This is a genomic window from Shewanella psychromarinicola (assembly GCF_003855155.1).
Classification (GTDB): Bacteria; Pseudomonadota; Gammaproteobacteria; order Enterobacterales; family Shewanellaceae; genus Shewanella; species Shewanella psychromarinicola.
Genome location: NZ_CP034073.1, coordinates 2954800 through 2974966, shown reverse-complemented (window position 1 = coordinate 2974966; position 20167 = coordinate 2954800). Strand labels below are relative to the sequence as shown.

At 41.6% G+C, this 20167-nt stretch carries 18 protein-coding genes; 8 read left to right on the top strand and 10 right to left on the bottom strand.

The genetic code is table 11. From position 1 onward, the window contains the following. Positions 1–15: 15 nt before the first annotated feature. Complete coding sequence (locus EGC80_RS13095; RefSeq protein WP_124013366.1) at positions 16–2502, bottom strand: VolA/Pla-1 family phospholipase; 2487 nt, start codon at positions 2500–2502, stop codon at positions 16–18. Positions 2503–2761: 259 nt separating this feature from the next. Here EGC80_RS13095 and EGC80_RS13090 point away from each other — a divergent pair, with 259 nt between their 5' ends. Then, positions 2762–3499, top strand: coding sequence for a YciK family oxidoreductase (locus tag EGC80_RS13090; protein ID WP_101030340.1), 738 nt, complete (start codon positions 2762–2764; stop codon positions 3497–3499). A 77-nt stretch (positions 3500–3576) separates the two neighbouring features. Here EGC80_RS13090 and EGC80_RS13085 read toward each other — a convergent pair whose 3' ends face one another. The 6 genes from EGC80_RS13085 to pspA all read right to left on the bottom strand — a co-directional run bounded on the left by EGC80_RS13085 (position 3577) and on the right by pspA (position 8003). Next, positions 3577–3915 (bottom strand): ComEA family DNA-binding protein, encoded by a 339-nt coding sequence (locus EGC80_RS13085; RefSeq protein WP_206191864.1) that lies wholly within the window; start codon positions 3913–3915, stop codon positions 3577–3579. Between the two features lie 141 nt (positions 3916–4056). Beyond that, positions 4057–5148, bottom strand: a complete 1092-nt coding sequence (locus EGC80_RS13080) for a TIGR01620 family protein (RefSeq protein WP_124013367.1) — start codon at positions 5146–5148, stop codon at positions 4057–4059. A gap of 35 nt (positions 5149–5183) precedes the next feature. After that, on the bottom strand, positions 5184–6626 hold the full coding sequence (locus tag EGC80_RS13075; protein ID WP_124013368.1) for a YcjX family GTP-binding protein: 1443 nt from the start codon (positions 6624–6626) through the stop codon (positions 5184–5186). Between the two features lie 52 nt (positions 6627–6678). Next, positions 6679–7074, bottom strand: a complete 396-nt coding sequence (gene pspC / locus EGC80_RS13070) for an envelope stress response membrane protein PspC (protein WP_101030337.1) — start codon at positions 7072–7074, stop codon at positions 6679–6681. Then, positions 7061–7300, bottom strand: coding sequence for an envelope stress response membrane protein PspB (pspB, locus tag EGC80_RS13065; RefSeq protein WP_101030336.1), 240 nt, complete (start codon positions 7298–7300; stop codon positions 7061–7063). The genes pspC and pspB overlap by 14 nt, the downstream gene beginning before the upstream one ends. A 19-nt stretch (positions 7301–7319) precedes the next feature. Beyond that, positions 7320–8003 (bottom strand): phage shock protein PspA, encoded by a 684-nt coding sequence (gene pspA, locus EGC80_RS13060; RefSeq protein ID WP_101030335.1) that lies wholly within the window; start codon positions 8001–8003, stop codon positions 7320–7322. A 191-nt stretch (positions 8004–8194) separates the two neighbouring features. On the opposite strand from pspA, the gene pspF reads away from it, so the two are divergent. From pspF to fabV, 7 genes are all read left to right on the top strand, one after another. Further along, positions 8195–9274 carry a phage shock protein operon transcriptional activator gene (gene pspF, locus EGC80_RS13055; RefSeq protein WP_101030334.1) on the top strand — a complete coding sequence of 360 codons (1080 nt, stop codon included), beginning with the start codon at positions 8195–8197 and terminating at the stop codon, positions 9272–9274. A gap of 83 nt (positions 9275–9357) precedes the next feature. Continuing rightward, positions 9358–10983, top strand: coding sequence for an ABC transporter substrate-binding protein (locus tag EGC80_RS13050; protein WP_124013369.1), 1626 nt, complete (start codon positions 9358–9360; stop codon positions 10981–10983). Then, positions 10984–12015 (top strand): ABC transporter permease, encoded by a 1032-nt coding sequence (locus tag EGC80_RS13045; RefSeq protein WP_101030332.1) that lies wholly within the window; start codon positions 10984–10986, stop codon positions 12013–12015. After that, positions 12002–12892: an ABC transporter permease subunit gene (locus EGC80_RS13040; RefSeq protein WP_124013370.1), complete on the top strand. Its 891-nt coding sequence runs from the start codon at positions 12002–12004 to the stop codon at positions 12890–12892. The genes EGC80_RS13045 and EGC80_RS13040 overlap by 14 nt, the downstream gene beginning before the upstream one ends. Positions 12893–12895: 3 nt before the next feature. Beyond that, on the top strand, positions 12896–13903 hold the full coding sequence (locus tag EGC80_RS13035; protein ID WP_124013371.1) for an oligopeptide/dipeptide ABC transporter ATP-binding protein: 1008 nt from the start codon (positions 12896–12898) through the stop codon (positions 13901–13903). Next, positions 13884–14669 (top strand): peptide ABC transporter ATP-binding protein, encoded by a 786-nt coding sequence (locus EGC80_RS13030; protein ID WP_101030329.1) that lies wholly within the window; start codon positions 13884–13886, stop codon positions 14667–14669. The genes EGC80_RS13035 and EGC80_RS13030 overlap by 20 nt, the downstream gene beginning before the upstream one ends. 105 nt (positions 14670–14774) lie before the next feature. Beyond that, complete coding sequence (gene fabV, locus EGC80_RS13025) at positions 14775–15977, top strand: enoyl-ACP reductase FabV (RefSeq protein WP_124013372.1); 1203 nt, start codon at positions 14775–14777, stop codon at positions 15975–15977. Positions 15978–16388: 411 nt separating this feature from the next. Here fabV and EGC80_RS13020 read toward each other — a convergent pair whose 3' ends face one another. The 3 genes from EGC80_RS13020 to EGC80_RS13010 form a co-directional block, all read right to left on the bottom strand. Continuing rightward, positions 16389–17303, bottom strand: coding sequence for an AraC family transcriptional regulator (locus EGC80_RS13020; RefSeq protein ID WP_124013373.1), 915 nt, complete (start codon positions 17301–17303; stop codon positions 16389–16391). 148 nt (positions 17304–17451) lie between these two features. Further along, on the bottom strand, positions 17452–18075 hold the full coding sequence (locus EGC80_RS13015) for a pentapeptide repeat-containing protein (protein WP_124013374.1): 624 nt from the start codon (positions 18073–18075) through the stop codon (positions 17452–17454). A 75-nt stretch (positions 18076–18150) separates the two neighbouring features. Beyond that, positions 18151–20028: a SurA N-terminal domain-containing protein gene (locus EGC80_RS13010; protein ID WP_124013375.1), complete on the bottom strand. Its 1878-nt coding sequence runs from the start codon at positions 20026–20028 to the stop codon at positions 18151–18153. Positions 20029–20167 lie beyond the last annotated feature (139 nt).

Below are 20167 nucleotides of genomic sequence, written 5' to 3'. Positions count from 1 at the left end.
ACTAATTAGTAAGCATTAGTTACAACTTTGGATCACATCACTATTATTCACAACAATCGTCGCTTGTCCTAAACCAGCTGTTTTTGCAAAACCTGCTACTTGAGACTGCATTTCAACAGTAGCTTGCATTGCCATACCATCTGTTGCAGGTGTCTCACCAGGACTCACAATCGAACTGTGATGACCTTTAGAAAAACGTACCGCACCAGAACCAGGCGTTGTTGTATCAACACAATCTAGGCTTAACGAAGCTATTAATGGTTCAGTACCCGACAATGGGAAACCTTCAACACTATTAGGTAAGGTTTGGTCTGGTAAATTACCAGCACCATCACCGACAATCTCGATCAGGTGCACAGGTAAACCGGTAGACGCTAATTTCTCACCATGGTTAATCGGGTCTGCTGAATCAATAGCCGTTTGCACTGCAAACGCAAAGGTAGGAATAAAGCCAGCATAAACCGCCTGCACTAATGCTGCGTATTCTGGGGTACCAGGCTCATAACCTGCTGTATTAGCCGCCGTCACAAGATCCATGAAAGTGCTAGAGGCAGTAATGTTACTAAACAACACTGGCCCAAACGCCGCAGATCCAGCAAAAGCACCCGCTAAACCACCCGATGGCGCCACTAACGATGCTGCATTAATTGCATAAGCGTTAGGTAAAGCATCACCCGTCATAGGATTAACTAATCCGGTACTCGCATAGGTTGAGAATGTGGTACCCACAATGCCTCCTAAACTCAAACCTTGAGCACTCATTTTAGATACATCAAATACTTGAGGTTGACTTGCCGCAGCGAGTTGTTGCGCCATTCCAGTCAATAATAATCTTAAACCTAAATGGTCTAAGGTTGCTTGACGGAAATTGTCACGTACTGTCAGTGTGCTTGAAATATTGACAAACACTAATGGGTTACCATTGGTAAACGCATCAGGTGTACCCACTACCGGACCAAATGAAGGATCTGTAGCAGATATTTCATAAATGCCGTCTTTGTCTAAATCAAATGAGCGGGCACCGTGTAATGGCATATCTATCGCGATAGTGGCAACACCAGCAGCAGCGTAAGTGCCGGCATAAGCAAGCGCCATTTCTTTACCACCGCCTAAACCATGCAGTGCAATCGTTGTTGGCCAACCACTGGTTGGTGGTACAAACGTACCCCCTTGAGCAGCAGTAAATGCGGCAAGCTTAGCCGCATTGGGTAAGGTAATTTGAACGGCAACAGTTTCATAACCTTGGATAGCCGGAATAGGATTAAACTTAGTTAAATGTTTAGTGGTGTCAGCTGCAGTACCATCGTCAAGTTTCCACTGCTTACCTGCAAGCAGTGCTGGGTTGCTCAACGCTGCTTGAGGGTCAACACCGTTGTCAGATGCTTGGGCAAAATAATTAGCTTGGCTTAATGTACCGGCCTGTAGTGCTAATAATACTGATACCGGGCTGTCGCCTTGAGCAAACCAGCGACCATTGGGGGCTGTTGGGGCACCATCGATGATTGGAATAGTACAAGTTGCAGATGAACAATCACCGTAAATAGGCAGCTTAATTTTTGCGGTGTAAAGATCGGCCATGTCAGCAACAACATATGCTGCACCGTCTTCTACAGTTAATCCCGCAGCCTGAGCAACAGTGTATCCCGTTGGCGTTATCGCTTCTGCAAATGCAGGCATATAGGCTGGGTTAGACGCCATCAATAATTTAGTGGTTTCATACACATCAGCTACGGACTGAGTGGTAAATAAGCCTGAAAAACTAATCGACTCAGGGTCAACGCCATGTGTTGCAGCAACGCCTTTCTCATAACTGTTAACGAGATACTGGAGCATTTTTTGTTGTTCTGTTTCAAGCTGCTGAGTTTCAAAATCTAACTTTAACAGACCATATGTAGTAGACGGAGCAATACCACGGCCTAACGAATCTTGAATAAGATCGGTAGTCACGTAGATATAAGACTGGCCAGCTTTTAATGGTTTAAGCGGTACGATGGCAACTTTATTGCCTGATGCTTTTGATACAAAGTCAACGCCAAATTGAAGCTCTTCACCCACTTTACAGGCAGAAACTGAAGGTGCTGATTGACACTCAGCATCACTTGATAATGCTCCGCCCACCGTCGCTTCGAACATACGCACCGCACCCGGTTGAAACACAGAGGCTGCATCCAACGTTAACGCATTGCCCTGTAAATCATTAGCAAGTTCAACAGTAACCGTAATAGGTGAGCTAGTTGACCAGCCATCTAATGCACCTAATGCGATTTGAGGATCAGTATAGTTACCGCTGGCCTCGCCAGGGATAGATAATGTGCCATCGGTTGTGCCACTAAAAAGTAAATCGTTTGGTAATGGTACTAGGCTATTAGCAGGATCAAACTGCATATGTGAAACAGGCACTAACGGCTCAGCATTCGCTACGGCTTCGTTAAAACTGTCACCACCACATGCTGTTAAGCCAAGAGCAGATGTTATTGCAACACCCAAAATGAGTCTTTTCATCTTTTTTCCCCAAATCTTGTTTTAATAATTTTTTTTCCCCAAAAACTAGTCACAATAAGTCCAATCATGCGACCATAAGGACTTATGTTAGTCCTTAACTATTCTCAAGTTAACGTAAAATTATTGAGTTAGCTACAAGTTTGTTACATACGTATGACCTATTGGCATACAATTATTAATCATTTGTTTCAAACGGTCGTTTATTTTTTATCCGGTACTAGATTTGACGGGCGATTGCGCTAAGAGGAAATAATCAATCATGTTGGAATATCAAGCTGCAAAAGATTTACTCAATAACAAAACAATCTTAGTTACGGGCGCTGGAGACGGGATTGGTCGTGCAGCATCAATCGAATTTGCCAAACACGGCGCAACGGTAATTTTACTCGGTAAGACCGTCAAAAAACTCGAAAACGTATACGATGAAATTGTCAATGCGGGTTATCCAAAGCCTGCCATTGTGCCTTTAGATATGAAAGGCGCGACTGAACAGAATTATATTGATATGGCAGACACCATTGCTGAGCAGTTTGGTCATTTAGATGGTTTATTGCATAACGCATCTCAACTGGGAGCATTAGGCCCATTTGAGCATATTGATTTAACCTCTCTTGAAACCATTTTAAAGGTTAATGTCACGGCTCAAGCCATCATGACCAAGTCATTATTGCCTATAATGCGTAAAGCCGAGCATGCTTCAATTGTGTTTACTTCAAGCGGTGTTGGCCGTAAAGGTCGAGCTTATTGGGGACCTTATGCTTTTTCTAAATTTGCCACCGAAGGAATGATGCAAGTATTAGCCGATGAGTGTGATAACACTTCGGTACGAGTTAATAGTATTAATCCTGGCGCAACTCGCACTGAAATGCGGGCAAAGGCTTATCCTGGTGAAGATCCAAAAACCCTAAAAACAGCACAAGAAATTATGCCTAGTTATTTATTTTTGATGGGCAATGGCTCTATCGACACAAATGGCCAAGCGTTAAATGCTCAGTAAGTAATGCAGCGTCGAAAAAAAACGGAAGCAATTGCTTCCGTTTTAGTTTTAATTCTAATTTTTAATAACAGTCTCGTTTAGAAACTCATATTCTCGGTATTCTGGCTCACTAGCTTATCGCCAATACCTGTCACCATGGTTAACTGTTGTAAATCGGTGAATTTGCCATTTTTGGTTCGATAATCAACTATCGCTTTTGCTTTCGCTTGACCAATACCTTTGAGGGCTTGTAATTCCTCAACACTGGCATTATTGATATTGACCTTTTGCATATCAGTTGATTTTTTTTTAATCGCTTTTGTCATTTTCTGTGTAGGTTCTGCCATTGTTTTTGCCGTTTCTGCGGCGTAAGAATGACTGCTTAACAAACAGCATAAACCCATAAATATTGCAGTTAATGTCAATGGTGATTTCATTAGATTCTCCTTTCTGTCCTTAATTTGCTGGTATGCGTCCTTCTCCATTACCAAGCTCGAACGATTCGGAACGCGTAGGGTTTCCGGATCGGAGGCTAACTGTAGTCAATAAACTCACATTGTACAAAAAAAACACATATTTTATTCGTTCTTATCAACAGGCTGAGTTTGTTTCGATTTGTTTTTGGACATCATTGACGAGGTAAACTGCTTTAATTCACCCAATAAATGCTGATGAACGTGGGATAATTTAGGCTTATTGTGTTTATTAAATGCAATAGGGCGACACAAACTCATAGCTTGATAACCGAGTCTTGCGGTAAGTAAACCGCCACCGAGCCCCTGTGCAATTCGGGCAGATAACTTGCCGGTCATTTCCACCGATAATAATTGGGTCCCTAAATCGGTAATCACCTCTGTGCTCCCCGCGTAAATAAGATTAACCACAATGCTACGAATAAGTTTTATCCGACTCCAATAACCTAACTCAATCGCATAAATAGCAGCGACTTCATTGATCATTTTTTGATTACGCCACAAAATAATAGCCATATCCAGCGCGGCGAGCGGACTGGCCGCTAATAATAATGCCGACTCTGCAGCAAAACGATTAACTCGCTTTTTAGCAAGTAGATCACGTTCAGACAACACAATATCTTCAAATAATACAACGATTTCAGCATCATTATGTTCATGGCTACAGGCTTGTAGATATTGTTGCTTTGCCTCGTTATTTGGGTATTTGGCTAATATTGGTGCCAGAAATTGTTTAGCTTCACCCATTTGCATGCTTTGCGACAACCGTTCAGCTTTCGCTTGATGGTCACTCACCTTTTTAAGATTAACTAATTTACGCCATTCTTTAAGGGTCAACACCATCGCCCATACACTAACAATGGATAACACTGTTGCATAAAAACCAAATAACCACGGACTTTGCTGAAGAGAGTCAATTAACCCCATCACGGTTTGAACTATGACGAAGAACACCAAACCAATAATCGATAATCTTGCCAATAGTGACCAACGCTTGGGTGTTGCAGGTTTAATGCTGTCTTCCATTGAGGCTGGTAATTCTATTAAGGATTTCTCACAAATAAAGTCAATGTCTTCAAACGGTTTAGCGGGCTTAATAGGATCCGCTTTGGAATGCGCCTCTTGAGTCACGATTAAGTCTGACTCCGTAAATATTTGCGATTTCTTTATCGGCGAACTATGTGTAGATTCATTCATAACTAAGGCCCAAATTATTGCTCAAAATAAATCCATTAAGACAATTTATCGCCTAATAGGAACTCTAAAAGGTGATCGAGACGAATGTGTTCAAATTGCGGATTGTGATCATGAATATGACTTAAATTAGGCGGCAGAAAAGCACTAAAACTAAATCCTTGTTGTTGCCAAAATGCTGCATCAGGTAATGATGCCGGAACATCGCCAGGATATAAGGTCACTTTCTTACCATCAAGCCCAGTCCCTTTTACCACTTCTTGTTGAACACCATCAATATTGACCATCCCATGTTGAGTGGCCTTAATCGCACTTATCGCCATGGTTTCAACTTCACTGCCTTCAAAATTGGCATAATGCTGGCTTTGTTGTAGCATTGCGGTTAACAAACTGAGCACATGACTCTGTTGATCACGGGTCACTCTGTCTACTTGGCTAGCAGCAAATAAAACTTTATCAATCCGCGGTGAAAACAGACGTTTTATTAAACTCGACTGACCAAATTGAAAGCTCTCCATAATGCTGTTAAGTGCACGGCCCATGTCATTAAATTGCGCCTGACCATGATTAAGCGCATTTAAACAATCAACTAATACCAATTGGCGATCAAATCGAGAAAAGTAGTCACGATAAAAGGGCTTAACGACTTGTGATACGTACTGTTCATAACGCCGTTTAAGTACGTGATAATTTGAATCACTTGAGCTTGCAGATAATTCCGAATGCTGAATTGGACTCAAGGTAATCAATGGAAAGAATGTCAGTAACGGGGTATTTTCATATTCACCCGGTAATAACATACGCCCTGGTTGGGCGTGATAAAACCCCTGTTGCCGAACCAAATCAACCAATAAGGTTTGATACAAATCAGCAATGTGCTTAAGTTGTTGTTCATCCGCTAATAGGCTTAAGTCTAACTGCTCTACTGCCTGATTAAATGCCGCAAATAAAGGTGAATGGCTTAAACATGTCACGGTGGCCTGTTGCGACAAACACCAATGGGTAAAGTCTTGTTTAAGCATAGGTAAATCAAGTAACCACTCACCAGGATAATCAACAATATCGACATACAAGGTTGCGGTATCCGTCAACTTTGCTAACAAGCCTTGTTGTGGCTGATACTTAATCGCCAAGCGTAATTCAGTAATATTTTTGGTTGAAGCGGGCCAATAGGGAGGCGACGAGCTTAATGCATTTATTGCACCTTGATAATCAAAACTGGCAATATCTAAATCAGGTTGCATGGCACGGTTGACGGCAATTAATCGACCTTCGCGCGCCACTTGCCATAATGGTAAAGGATTGTGCTTGGCCCCTTTCCCGGCATGCAATAATTGGTTAACTAATCCGCTGATAAAAGCCGTTTTACCTGCACCTGATAATCCAGTCACAGCTAACCTAACATGACGGTCGGTACTACGATGAACCAAAGATTGCGCGGTTTGAGTGACGTGAAACAAGGAACGATCTAAAAATCTCATGATGGCTGATGGCTCCCCAAAAACACGGGCGGAAAACCGCCCATTAGTAGGATTAAAGACTATTTATTTGGCGTTTAAGATCAAAGTTGTCTGAAGTGACATGTTCTTCGAGTCGTCGTAAACGGACTTCTAATCCATTAAATTGACGATTAACATCAAACAACGCTTGCTTTGCAGGTTCACCCGCTTGCCAAACTTTCTTTTTAACTTCAATATCTTTGTGCTGATCTCTGTGTTGTAAGTTCTGTGGCTTAATATCTAATATCATCCATAAGGCAATATAAATAACAAACACAAACCCTGAGCCACCGAGTAAGAATATCGACACAGCGATGACACGTACTAGCCATGTTTCAAAGTTAAAATAATCAGCGATACCTGAACACACCCCAGCCACTTTACCACTTTTGGGGTTGCGGTATAAAGTACGACCATTAGCTGAGCTCATGTTTTGCTCTCCATTCTGGTGATTCAGTATCTAAAATCGCTTCTAATGTTTCGATGCGACTACTCATTTTCTCAGCTTTAGCAATTAAACCATTAAGCTGATTAAATTCTTCCTCAGTGAGTCCCTGGCTCACTTGTCGCTTACTGCGATAATGAAGAACCAACCAGATAGGTGCCACAATCACCATAAAGATGATAATTGGTGCAATAAGAAGATCCATATCCATAACTCACCTCTGAATAAATTTATGCTTTAGATTTAGGTTGTGCTTTTGCACTCATTTTTGCTTTTAATGCTGCTAATTCGTCATTGACAGAGTCTTCTGCTTCTAATGCTGCAAACTCGTCAGCGAGAACGTTCTTTTTACCTAAATCATATGATTCTACCTGTGCTTCAATCCCTTCAACTCGACGCTCATATTGTTCAAACTTCATCATCGCATCATCGATTTTGCTTGAATCAAGCTGCTTTTTTACTTCTAAACGTGAAGTGGCAGTTTGCTTACGCATAATGATGGTTTTTTGACGAGCACGGGCATCATTCAATTTTTCTTGAAGTTGAGCGATTTCATCTTTTAAACGAGCAACATGTTCTTCAACAACTTGCAGTTCCATTTCAAGAGCTTGCAGTAAACCAACTGTTTTTTGTTTTTCACTCAAAGCAGCTTTGGCTAAGTCTTCACGATCTTTGGATAACGCTAACTCAGCTTTATTCTGCCAATCTTGAACCTGCTCTTGAACACGAGCAATCCGACGAAGTAATTCTTTTTTCTCAGCCAATACTTTCGCTGAGGTTGAACGTACTTCAACAATAGTGTCTTCCATTTCTTGAATGATAAGACGGACCATTTTTTCTGGATCTTCGGCTTTATCAAGTATTGAGCTGATATTTGAATTAACGATATCAGCGAAGCGAGAGAAAATTCCCATAATGTGTTCCTCAAAATTAACGTGGATGTCGCAGTTAGTAATACACATTACGTGCCAATATTTACAAGTTAAATAATATCATACACTTAAACAAATATTTAACTTTTGCTTTCTTTTAACACTCAAGCCATTTATTATGATTTTCACCAATTATTAGTCTAAATCACTAACAATTTTGCGAGTAGCTAACTGTGAGTAAACAATTTCAGCAAAATAATCTCATCGGCCAATCTAATGCATTACTTGAAGTATTAGAACATGTGTCTAAAGTCGCGCCATTATCCAAGCCTGTGCTCATTATTGGTGAGCGCGGCACTGGCAAAGAATTAATTGCAGAACGACTACACTACTTATCTCCTCGTTGGGATCAAAGCTTTATTAAACTTAATTGTTCTTCACTAAGTGAAAATTTACTCGAAACTGAGCTTTTTGGCCATGAGTCTGGTGCATTTACTGGCGCAAAAGGTCGGCACGAAGGTCGTTTTGAACGCGCTGATGGTGGAACACTCTTTTTAGATGAACTCGCAAACACCTCGGGATTAATCCAAGAAAAGTTATTACGTGTCATCGAATATGGTGAATTTGAACGAGTGGGTGGCAGTAAAACAGTTCAATCTGATGTTCGGCTTATTTGTGCCGCCAATGAAGATTTACCGACCTTGGCAGAAAATGGTGAATTTAGAGCTGATTTACTCGACCGTTTAGCCTTTGATGTAATCACCTTACCTCCATTAAGACATAGAACCGAAGATATCATGACATTAGCAGAATATTTTGCTATTGGCATGGCAAGACAATTATCACTGGAATATTTTGGCGGTTTTAGTCCGCTGGCGATAGAACAATTAATGATGCACAGCTGGCCAGGGAACATCCGTGAATTAAAAAATGTCGTCGAGCGAAGTGTTTATCGCGAAGGGACTGATGGCCAAGAAATTGATCATATTATTTTAGACCCTTTTGCATCACCCTACCGTCCAGTAAATAGAGTCAAAACCCGAGAACGTCAAGCTATGCAGATTGAACATGCCACGGCCTCTGTTGCTGAGCCCATTGAGTCCCGTATTAACACCGACACATCAGCCGTATTGAGTAGCATCGAATTTCCAATAGATTTTAAAGAATATACCGAAAACAGTGAAATAGAATTATTGCAACGCGCATTGGCTGAAGGCCTGTATAATCAGAAAAAAACCGCCGATTTATTAGGCTTAAGCTATCATCAACTTCGTGGTATTTTGAAAAAGTACAACTTACTCGATAAGAGCTGAATGAAGCTTGGATATGCTCATTGCCCCAATGCAATGAACACTGTTAAAATAACCACTCAAAATCGATAAAATATGATCACACCATGCCTGTTATAGTAAAACGTTGGTACCAGCTGATGTCTCTATGTCTATCCAGCGTTATGTTGGCTGCATGCGGACAAGCACAATTACCTTCTGGTCTCGTATATTGTAGCGAAGGTAATCCCGAAAGTTTTAACCCCCAGCTTGTCACATCTGGCACCACTATTGATGCCACTTCACATCAGATTTACAGCAGATTGGTGAATTACAGCCAACAAAAAGCCGAGATGACTCCCGGCTTAGCAACATCATGGCAAATCTCCGATGATGGGTTACGTTATCTATTTACCTTGCGTGAGCATGTTAGCTTTCATAAGACGCGGCACTTTGCCCCTACAAGAGATTTTAATGCCGACGACGTGTTATTTTCATTTAACCGTATAATTGACCCCTTGCACCCATATCATTTAGTCAGCAGAACCGGTTATCCATTTTTTCAAAGTATAGGTTTTGCTGATTTAATCGATAAAATTGAAAAAGTAAACGATTACCAAGTTATCTTTCATTTAGTGCGTAAAGATGCTTCTTTTTTATCTAATCTCGCCACTGATTTTGCCGTAGTGTTATCGGCAGAATATGGTTATCAACTTTTAGCCCAGGGCAAGCCTGAAGATATTGATTATTACGCTGTAGGCACAGGACCTTTTCAGCTCAATCAGTATGTTAAAAATGAATATATTCGCTATAAAAAGAATCCAGTCTATTGGGGACCCACGGTTGAGATAGACCAATTGGTGTTTGATATTACCCCAAGAAGCACCGCGCGCATTGCCAAATTAATCACCGGAGACTGCAGTGTTTCAGCATTGCCCAAAGCGGGTGAGCTTGCAGTACTTAACCAACATAAGGATATTATTGTCGATACCAAACCCGGACTGAACGTGGCATTTTGGGCATTTAACACCCAAAAACCGCCATTAGATGATGTTAGGGTAAGGCGAGCGCTTGCACATGCTATCGATAAGAATAATATTTTAGACGTGGTATATAATGATACCGCCGTAGAGGCTACAGGGGTTTTGCCTCCAGCATCATGGGCTTATTCGAAAAACTTATCGCCTAATGAATATAACCCTGAAAAAGCCAAAGCTTTACTGCAACAAGCAGGCGTATCTAATTTATCCATTAATGTGTGGGCCATGCCTGTGGCGCGGATTTATAATCCTAGCGCACTGAAAACAGCGGAGCTTATTCAGGCAGATTTAGCCCGTATTGGGGTAAAACTTAATATCATTAGCTATGATTGGAGCGTGTTCACCCAGAAGTTAGCCAGTTCTAATTATGATTCGGTTCTCATTGGTTGGAATGCTGATAATAGCGACCCCGATAATTTTTTTACCCCGTTATTAAGCTGCGCAGCATTAGCCTCTAACAATAATCGCTCTCGCTGGTGCCAAAAAGACTTTGAACACTTATTAACCCAAGCCCAAAGTGTCTCAACTCAACCAGAACGTAAAGTTTTTTATCAAACCGCCGAAGCGATTATCAGCGATCAAGTTCCTATGGTGACACTTGCTCACGCTAAAAAAGTGGTCTTGAAAAAGAACAATATTACTAGCATGCAAATTAGATCTTATGGCGGCATTTCATTTGCCGGAACAACCAAAACAAAAGAGGAAAACCAATAAATGTGGCGTTACCTCTTTAGGCGCATAACGCTGTTTATGGCCACATCACTGTTAATGATAGCAGTGCTATTTATGGCATCGGGACAATTTCCTGTCAGTAAAACTTACTCGCTGTCGGGGATTCAGTACCCAACGATTGAGCAAAAACAGCAAATTGAACAAGATTATCAATTAAACGATAATCAATTATTGCAGTTTACTGCCTATTTACGCCAGCGTTTGTCGGGTAACTTAGGGATATCCAGTAACTCGCAGCAAGAGGTTTCAGAGGAACTGGCTTCAGTATTGCCTGCTTCATTTGAGCTGTCGTTATTTTCAGGATTTATTGCGGTGTTCTTTGGGGTTCCCATAGGTATTCTGGCTGCCTTAAGCAATAATAAAGCGCTTCAACATAGTATTTTAGCGGTCACTTTAACGGGTTATTCTATCCCGGTATTTTGGCTGGGGTTAACCCTATCTATGTGGTTTGGAGTCAATTTAGGCTGGTTGCCGATTTCAGGCCAAATTAATTTACTTTATGAAATTGAACCTGTCACGGGCTTCATGTTAATAGATACCTTATTATCTGATTCTGCTTATCGCATTCCGGCATTTCATGATGCTTTACTGCACTTGATATTACCCGCAGTCACTTTAGCGGTACTTCCCTTTACATTGGTGGTGAGGATCACTCGACAAGCCATTTTAAATGTAATGAATAAAACCTATATTCGAGCCGCTGAAGCGCGAGGTTTACACACAGCTAAAATACTGTTGCGCCATGCATTACCCAACGCCTTAATTCCAGTGCTAAAAAGTATTGGTTTAATGCTGGGATCGTTTGCTAGCTATGGCATCGTGGTTGAAGTTATCTTTTCGTGGCCAGGTGTAGGCAGCTGGTTAGTTTCGGGCATTTATCAGCGTGATTATACCGTCATTCAAGCAGGCATTTTATCTGTCTCATTATTAATCATTTTCTTGAGCATTTTGATTGATTTGCTTCATACCGCAATCAATCCAATGAGCAGAAAGGAATTGTATGCCTCGAATTAAAATTTACCAAGAAGATCATATTGCCTCACCGCTGTGGCGAATGTGGAAAACGTTTTCGGCTAATCCATTTGCCGTAATCGGTCTATGGGCCGTCATATTTTTATTAATATTAACTATTTTCGCCCCGATCATCGCGCCTTATTCGGCCGAGATGCAAGACCAACAAGTATTACTATTGCCGCCATCATGGGATCCTGCCGGTTCAGTAGAACACTTTCTTGGGACTGACGATCTTGGACGAGATATTTTTAGCCGCATCTTACACGGCGTACAATTAACCTTTGGTATGTCACTACTTATTGTGGCGGCTTCGCTGTTTTTTGGCTTTATTATTGGTTCGCTTTCAGGAATGATGCGCGGTATTAAGTCGAGTATTCTGGGTCACTTATTAGATGCACTCCTCTCTATTCCTTCATTATTAATGGCCATTTTAGTGGTCGCGGTTATGGGGCCAGGACTTAATAATGTGTTTTGGGGCGTGGGGATCGCGATGGTTCCACAATTTGTCCGTGTTATTCATCAAGCCGTTCATGAAGAGCTACAAAAACAATATGTCACTGCAGCAAAACTAGACGGTGCCAACTCATTGCAAGTTTTTTGGTATGTGATTATGCCCAACGTATGGGATGTGGTGATTATTCAGGTCACGATGGCAATCTCTGCGGCGATATTAGATATCGCTGCACTCGGTTTTTTAAACCTCGGAGCTCAGGCACCGAGTCCAGAGTGGGGGGCGATGGTCGCACAAGGGCTTGATAATTTACTGCTCGCACCTTGGACCGTAAGTATCCCTGGTATCGCCATTTTGTTTACCGTGTTATCGGTTAACTTAGTTGGTGATGGTTTACGTTCTGCGCTTGCACCGATAAGAAACTAACTTATGCCTTTACTCGATATTCGTAATCTCACGATTGAACTAGATACCCCCGAGGGCATTGTAAAAGTGCTCGAAAAAGTCAGTTTGACAATCAACCCAGGTGAAATTCATGGGCTGGTTGGCGAATCAGGCTCTGGGCGCAGTTTGTTAGCCAAAGCGATTTTGGGGGTGTTGGGTCCTAATTGGCATATTATTGCCGATCGTATGATGTGGGATGGAAAAAACTTATTGGAAATGAATGCCAAACAACGGCGTTGCCTAATGGGCAGCGAAATGGCGATGATTTTCCAAGATCCTTCAGGCAGTTTAGATCCGGTTAAAACCATTGGTAGTCAATTAATTGAAGCTATGGTGCCCAATAAAAATATTCCTTTTTGGCGACGCAGTCATGCGACCTATTTAAACGCGCAAAAATGGCTCCACAAAGTGGGTATAAAAAAACCCAAAATGCTAATGAAATGCTATCCATGGGAATTGTCTGAAGGCGAATGCCAAAAAGTCATGATTGCAATGGCTGTCGCCAATCATCCCAAACTACTCATTGCCGATGAGCCAACCAACTCTATGGAGCTTAATACTCAAGCGCAGATTTTTAGATTATTATCACAACTCAATCAACTGCAAAATGTGTCCATTTTATTGGTCAGCCATGAGCTCGAAACCATGGTGCATTGGTGTGACAACTTAACCATTCTGTACAGTGGTCAGGTTATGGAATCAGGACCCGTTAACGAAATGGTGGCCATGCCCTATCATCCTTACACGCGGGCATTATTAAAAAACCTACCTGATCATACTAAAAAAATGCGTCACAAAGCTAACTTACCCACACTGCAAGGGTCGGCACCGTCTCTGCAACATTTACCCGCGGGTTGTCGACTCGGCCCACGTTGCCCTGAAGCGCAGCGAACTTGTGTAAAACAGCCTAAACTTGAACATATTAAAGACCGCTATTTTGCCTGCCATTTCCCTTATAAAAGTGAGCAAGAAGATGACGACACCATTGCTTAAAGTGACTGAGTTAAGTAAGCAATACTTAACCGGTTATAAGCGTTTTAAACCTCAATATTATCAGGCATTGTCTCCAGTCTCATTTGAACTCGAGCGCGGTGAAACACTGGCAATTGTGGGAACAGTGGGATCAGGCAAAAGTACCCTTGCCCGAATTTTAGTCGGTGCAGAGCAACGTAGTGGCGGCGAAATATTTTTTGAAGGTGAAACATTAGAAACGCATAATTTAAAGCAGCGATGTCGGTTAATTAGAATGATTTTCCAAGATCCAACCACCTCGCTAAATCCACGTTTATCCATTGGTAACTTGCTTAAAGAACCGTTGCGATTTAATACACAATTAAATTCAACGGAACGTAAAGCCTTGGTCATTGAAACCTTAAGAAAAGTCGGCTTATTGCCCGAGCACGCAGACTTTTATCCGCACATGATTTCAGAAGGCCAAAAGCAGCGTGTCGCCGTTGCGCGGGCATTAATGCTTAATCCCAAAATTATTATTGCAGATGAAGCGCTGACAGCACTGGATTTATCGGTTCGATCTCAAATTATTAATCTGCTATTAAAACTCCAAAAAGAGATGGGTTTATCCTATATTTTCGTTTCACATAATCTCAATATTATCCGTCATGTAAGTGATAAAATTATGGTACTGCAAAATGGTCATATGGTTGAAAAATCCACCACTGAGGCCTTGTTTACCGCACCACAGCATGAATACACCCAGCGACTCATTAAAGAGCAAAGTCAATTTATGCAAAAGCGCTAAACTGCTCCAACCACTATGGTTTTGAGACCTTTTTAGCAAAAATCAGTGCCATTTAGTCGCCGAACTATTTATCCTAGAGCCAATGTTAAAGGAAGAAGCTTAAATATGATTATTAAACCTAAAATTCGTGGCTTTATTTGTACCACGACTCATCCTGTTGGCTGCGAAGCGAACGTAAAAGAACAAATCGAACTAATTAAAGCCAAAGGCAAAATGGCTAATGGGCCAAAAAAAGTACTGGTTGTCGGTTCTTCAAGTGGCTATGGCCTATCTTCTCGTATCGCTTCAGCATTTGGTAGCGACGCCGCCACCATCGGGGTGTTTTTCGAAAAACCAAGTTCTGAAACTAAGCCCGGTACTGCCGGTTGGTACAACACAGCGGCATTTGACAAGTTTGCCAAAGCAGAAGGCCTGTATTCAAAAAGCATTAACTGTGATGCATTCAGCCATCAAGCAAAGCAACAAGTTATTGAGCTTATCAAGCAAGATTTAGGTCAAATCGACATGGTGGTTTACTCACTGGCTTCTCCAGTTCGTAAATTGCCAGACACCGGTGAAGTTATCCGTTCATCACTTAAACCAATTGGCCAAACGTATACTGCCACGGCTGTTGATACCAACAAAAACACCATTATTGATACCTCTGTAGAGCCTGCTACTGAGCAAGAAATTGCTGACACCATCACGGTAATGGGCGGCCAAGATTGGGAATTATGGATGAGTGCGCTAAGCGAAGCTGGCGTATTAGCTGACAATTGCAAAACGGTTGCTTATAGCTACATTGGTACCGAATTGACTTGGCCTATTTATTGGCATGGCGCCTTGGGTAAAGCCAAAATGGATTTAGACCGCGCAGCTCACGCCCTTGACAGCAAATTATCAGTTACGGGTGGCTCAGCTAACGTTGCGGTGTTAAAAAGTGTGGTGACACAAGCGAGCTCAGCAATTCCCGTAATGCCACTTTACATCGCGATGGTATTTAAGAAAATGCGTCAAGAAGGCTTACATGAAGGCTGTATTGAACAAATCTACCGCTTATTCAGTGAACGCCTATACCGTGTTGATGGCCAAACACCAGCTGTTGACAGCGAAAATCGCTTACGCCTTGATGATTGGGAACTTCGCGAAGAAATTCAGCAGCATTGCCGTGATTTATGGCCGCAAGTCACCACTGAAAACTTAAGTGAATTAACTGACTACGATGAATACAAACAAGAGTTTTTAAAACTGTTCGGCTTTGGTATTGATGGTATTGATTATGAAGCCGACGTTGATCCGAGTGTCACGTTTGATGTGATTGAGCTATAGCATAAGTGAACAGGAAGCATAAGTGAACTAGAAGCTCAGTTATAGCACGTTAACGTAAAAAGCCGTAATGCCCTGCATTACGGCTTTTTTATGACTCCAGTCCCGCCCTGAAAGATGTTTACTATTTTTGAGCCGGGCACACACAAAAATGCCCAAATCTCGTCGTTGCCCTCACCTTTAATTGCCATTCACCCATATCTGTCTCTTTTTAGCTTTTTAGGCTATCGTGGCTAGATTACCCTGTCTGGGATGACATGATTCAATAACCTCATGCGGATAGTAGTGATGACTCACAAGTAATAAACGCCCTTTATACCTGCTCTTTGAGGGTTGAAGTCAGCATTAGATCCCTATATTAATAGTGAATAAGTGAATATTTATTGACCATGGTCAGCCCGTGATGGTTTGAGGTTAAACAATCGGTAAATAAATCAGTACTTGTTGTGAGTCTTGCTGTTGTTTTGGCTGAGGGTCACCAAACTCATTATCAGCAATCACGAGTCGCTCTAAAAATAAGGGGAAATCTCTTAGGGTAACATCATTCGCATTAACCCAATCGCGATACAGGTAGCCTATTGCCGCCGTAATACCATTATCATCACCATTGTATTTAACCCTCGCACATCGTCCCTGAGGGATCTCTTTGAGCTTAATCTGACTCGATTCTAACGCTAAAGGGTTCAACCTTGCTTGTGTCTCGGTATTTAACGATACACCAATATCAATTCGATATTGCGTTTTAGCAGATAACTCCGAGCTTGAGTAAAGCAAATTAAAGGTTCTACCGCTTGTAGGAGATAAAGCAAACTGTCGACGCCATTCAATAAATCGCGCAATAGTTTGAGGTAATAAAGCCGGATCACCATGATGTTCCATCACCGCTAATGCTTGCGTATCAAACGATACAATATCAACTGAGGGTTGCTTCTCTTGCTGACTAACATCTGCTTGAAACGATTTAAGCGGTTGTTGCTTAGCAAAAAAGTTGCCCCAATCAGGCGCTTGTTGGAATGATTGAGGGCTTTGACCAATACTGCGAGTAAACGATTCGATAAAGTGCTGTTCGTTACGATAGGCCAATTTAGCCGCGATTGTAGTCAGAGAAACTTGCTTGGCAAAACCTAATAAATGGGCGGCTTCTAGGCTTTTTAGTAATTCTACATAGGCGTCAATGGAGATATGATACAGCGCATAAAATAGCGCTTCAAAATGGCTTTGTGGTATATCGGCAATATCAGCTAACATTCCCAGGTCAAACGGCTCATGTAAATGCTGATCTAAATAAGCTAATGCTCGCTCAAATGCCTGATCAAGTCTATGGCTCATGTCGTCTCCTTTTGGGTGTAAGTCATCACATCCCGATCGCTATCAGAACCTAACTAATGTAAATTAACTTGTTGCTTGTGCGCAGGCAATAATACCTAATCTTTAGCCATTGTTTAGCCAAAGTTTAACCAAAATTGGAATAATGAAATTAATCAACTAATTGAATATCTAAGCCTTCTAACAAACTCAAGGCTTCAAATCGGCTGAATATGGCTTGTTTAACCTCATTACGGGTGATGTCAATGTGATAATTGCTTGCATCGGTAAAATTAGCACCGCTTAAATTAGTATGACTAAATTGGCTTAAAGTAAAATCTGTCCGTCGCAAATCGGCTTTGCTTAAATTGGCTTCTCTAAAATCAACATCGTGGGCACGACAATCTACCAATGTTATCTCGGGTAAATGAAGCGAGTAAAAGTTACTACCATCGAGTAAACATTGCTCAAATTTAATGCTGGTTTGAGTCATAAATTGCGGCCACTGAGCTTTAGTCCAGTCAATACCTATGGCCTTACAGTCGCGAAAAATAACATCATCAAACTCAGTGGCGACGACAGATAACACGCTTAAATTACATTGACTAAAGACACATTCAATAAACTGGCAGTGATTGAAATCACTCTGACTCAAATCACATTGAATAAACTGACATCGCTCAAATATAACCAGCTTAATCTGCAAGACTCCCTGCTTGATAAGCTCAAACGTCTCATCGCAATAATGCGATAACTCAAACCGCTCAATATCATCTCCGCTGGTTAATGGTTTCATGCCTATATTACCTTTAAAAAAAAGACCTAGGCTAGCCTAGGTCTTCTGTTATTACTTACTATTAAAATGACTTAATTAGTCAGCAACAGGATACTCAATTTCAGCAACCGCTTTTAGTGAGGTGATCACAGCACGGTAATCAGCTTCACTGTATTGAGGCGCGATACGTTGTTTAAGCGTATTGATCAGCTTGTCATTGATGCCTTCTGCTTCATTGACTTTATCAACAACAATAACCGCATAACCAGTAGCTAATGATGCAGTGTCAATAGTGACACTGTTTTCAGTAGGAGCAGCAATCTTAAAGGCTTTGTTGGTAATGGCTTGGTCGATGTCTTGATTGAAACGACCTAATTTAGGCAAGGCGGTTAAGGTTGCACCGGTTAAGGTGTTATTACCCGCTTTTAACTGCGCCATATATTCAGCGGCTTTATCACGCGCACCGTCATTGGCTTTATCTTGCTTCAAACGTTCAATAACACCCGCTTTAACATCAACTAAGCTGATGATGCCTGCTGTTTGATGTGTTTTTATGCGAATCACCACAACATGGTTTGGCGCAAGTTCAATCACATCGCTGTTCATGCCACTGGCTAACACTTGGTCAGAAAACGCCGCTTTGATAAGCTCTGGGGTGTTAAATTTAGCAGGTACGTCGTCACGAGAAAATAACTGAGTTGTTTGTACTTTCGCATTAACAGCTTGCGCGGTTTCAGCTAAAGAATCAGGGATTTCGTAACTGGTATCAGCCAGCTTAGTTTGTAAGCTATAGTATACATCTAGCGCTTTCTTTTGTTGCAGCTGTGCTACTATTTTGGCTTTAACGTCGTCAAACGATGTCGCTTGGCTGGCTTGTAAATCAAGTAGCTTAATAATGTGATAGCCAAACTCACTTTTTACAATTGACGAGACTTGATCTTTTTGTAATCCAAAAAGTGCTTCATCAAATGCCAGATCCATTACACCTTGTTCAAACCAATCTAGCTTACCACCTTGTTGAGCGCTAAGCTGTTCATCAGAATCAGTTTTTGCCACTTCAGCAAAATCTTCACCCGCTATTAACTTGGCTTCAATGGCGTCAGCTTTGGCTTTATCTGCACTGTCGTCATCGGTTGCGGCAACAAAAATATGCGCAGCAAGACGTTTTTCAGCCGTTTTATATTGTGCTTTGTTATCGGCGTAATAAGCTTTTACTTCTTCATCAGAGGTTTCACTGTTTTTAGCCATTTCATCAGCATTCAATTCAACATACTCAAGACTGACTTTTTCAGGGCTCATATATTGCGATAAATTAGCATCGTAATAGCTTTGCACTTCTTCATCAGACACCGACACACTTGATAAAAAAGGTGTTGAGTCGACCACTAAGTAGCGGATGTCACGGGTTTGGCCTTGAACTTGTGCAAGCTGCTTAGCTTCGCCATCCAAAACAAACTCACTGCCCACTAGTGCGGTGAGTAACTGACGACGAGTCATATCAACACGCATCATGTTTCTAAAACTTGTGGTTTGATAGCCTAACTGACGCAATACTGCTAGGTAGCGTTCATTGTCAAATTGACCATCAGTTTGAAATGCAGGTTCTTCGATAATCGCTTGTTTGATTTGCTCATCAGATACACGTAAGCCCAATTTATAAGCAGCTTGATCAATGAGTTTATCAGCAATTAAACGATCTAATACACCTTGTTTAATGCCGTTCATGTAAGAATCATCAGCCGCTAATGCGGTAAACATTTCGCCAAGCTGTTCCTCAATACGAGAGCGTTCATTTTGAAAAGCTTGTTCTAGATCGTTGGCGGCGATTGCGTCACCATTAACAACTGCAGCAGGTACACCCGTGTTTGAGCCTAAATAACTGCTCACACCGGCAAAAGCAAAAGAAAGTATCACAAGGACTAGAATTGTTTTAGCAACAATCCCCTGTGATCCTTCACGAATTTTTTCTAACATCTGAATTCTCGCTTGTTGCGATTAATAAAATAAAAAGGCGCATCACCTTGTGGCTGCGCCTTATTGTAAATTATATGGAGTTATCAGACGCTACCACGGGTAAAACCCAATACTCCCAACATGTATTATGCCGCGCATA

Bases quoted from the DNA above. Each gene is read 5' to 3' on its own strand.
- EGC80_RS13030 (WP_101030329.1), top strand. From the start codon at position 13,884: ATGACGACACCATTGCTTAAAGTGACTGAGTTAAGTAAGCAATACTTA.
- EGC80_RS13020 (WP_124013373.1), bottom strand. From the start codon at position 17,303: ATGAGCCATAGACTTGATCAGGCATTTGAGCGAGCATTAGCTTATTTA.
- EGC80_RS13080 (WP_124013367.1), bottom strand. From the start codon at position 5,148: ATGAATGAATCTACACATAGTTCGCCGATAAAGAAATCGCAAATATTT.
- EGC80_RS13090 (WP_101030340.1), top strand. From the start codon at position 2,762: ATGTTGGAATATCAAGCTGCAAAAGATTTACTCAATAACAAAACAATC.
- EGC80_RS13085 (WP_206191864.1), bottom strand. From the start codon at position 3,915: ATGAAATCACCATTGACATTAACTGCAATATTTATGGGTTTATGCTGT.
- EGC80_RS13040 (WP_124013370.1), top strand. From the start codon at position 12,002: ATGCCTCGAATTAAAATTTACCAAGAAGATCATATTGCCTCACCGCTG.
- EGC80_RS13035 (WP_124013371.1), top strand. From the start codon at position 12,896: ATGCCTTTACTCGATATTCGTAATCTCACGATTGAACTAGATACCCCC.
- pspB (WP_101030336.1), bottom strand. From the start codon at position 7,300: ATGGATATGGATCTTCTTATTGCACCAATTATCATCTTTATGGTGATT.
- EGC80_RS13075 (WP_124013368.1), bottom strand. From the start codon at position 6,626: ATGAGATTTTTAGATCGTTCCTTGTTTCACGTCACTCAAACCGCGCAA.
- EGC80_RS13015 (WP_124013374.1), bottom strand. From the start codon at position 18,075: ATGAAACCATTAACCAGCGGAGATGATATTGAGCGGTTTGAGTTATCG.
- fabV (WP_124013372.1), top strand. From the start codon at position 14,775: ATGATTATTAAACCTAAAATTCGTGGCTTTATTTGTACCACGACTCAT.
- EGC80_RS13095 (WP_124013366.1), bottom strand. From the start codon at position 2,502: ATGAAAAGACTCATTTTGGGTGTTGCAATAACATCTGCTCTTGGCTTA.
- pspC (WP_101030337.1), bottom strand. From the start codon at position 7,074: ATGAGCTCAGCTAATGGTCGTACTTTATACCGCAACCCCAAAAGTGGT.
- EGC80_RS13050 (WP_124013369.1), top strand. From the start codon at position 9,358: ATGCCTGTTATAGTAAAACGTTGGTACCAGCTGATGTCTCTATGTCTA.
- EGC80_RS13045 (WP_101030332.1), top strand. From the start codon at position 10,984: ATGTGGCGTTACCTCTTTAGGCGCATAACGCTGTTTATGGCCACATCA.
- pspA (WP_101030335.1), bottom strand. From the start codon at position 8,003: ATGGGAATTTTCTCTCGCTTCGCTGATATCGTTAATTCAAATATCAGC.
- EGC80_RS13010 (WP_124013375.1), bottom strand. From the start codon at position 20,028: ATGTTAGAAAAAATTCGTGAAGGATCACAGGGGATTGTTGCTAAAACA.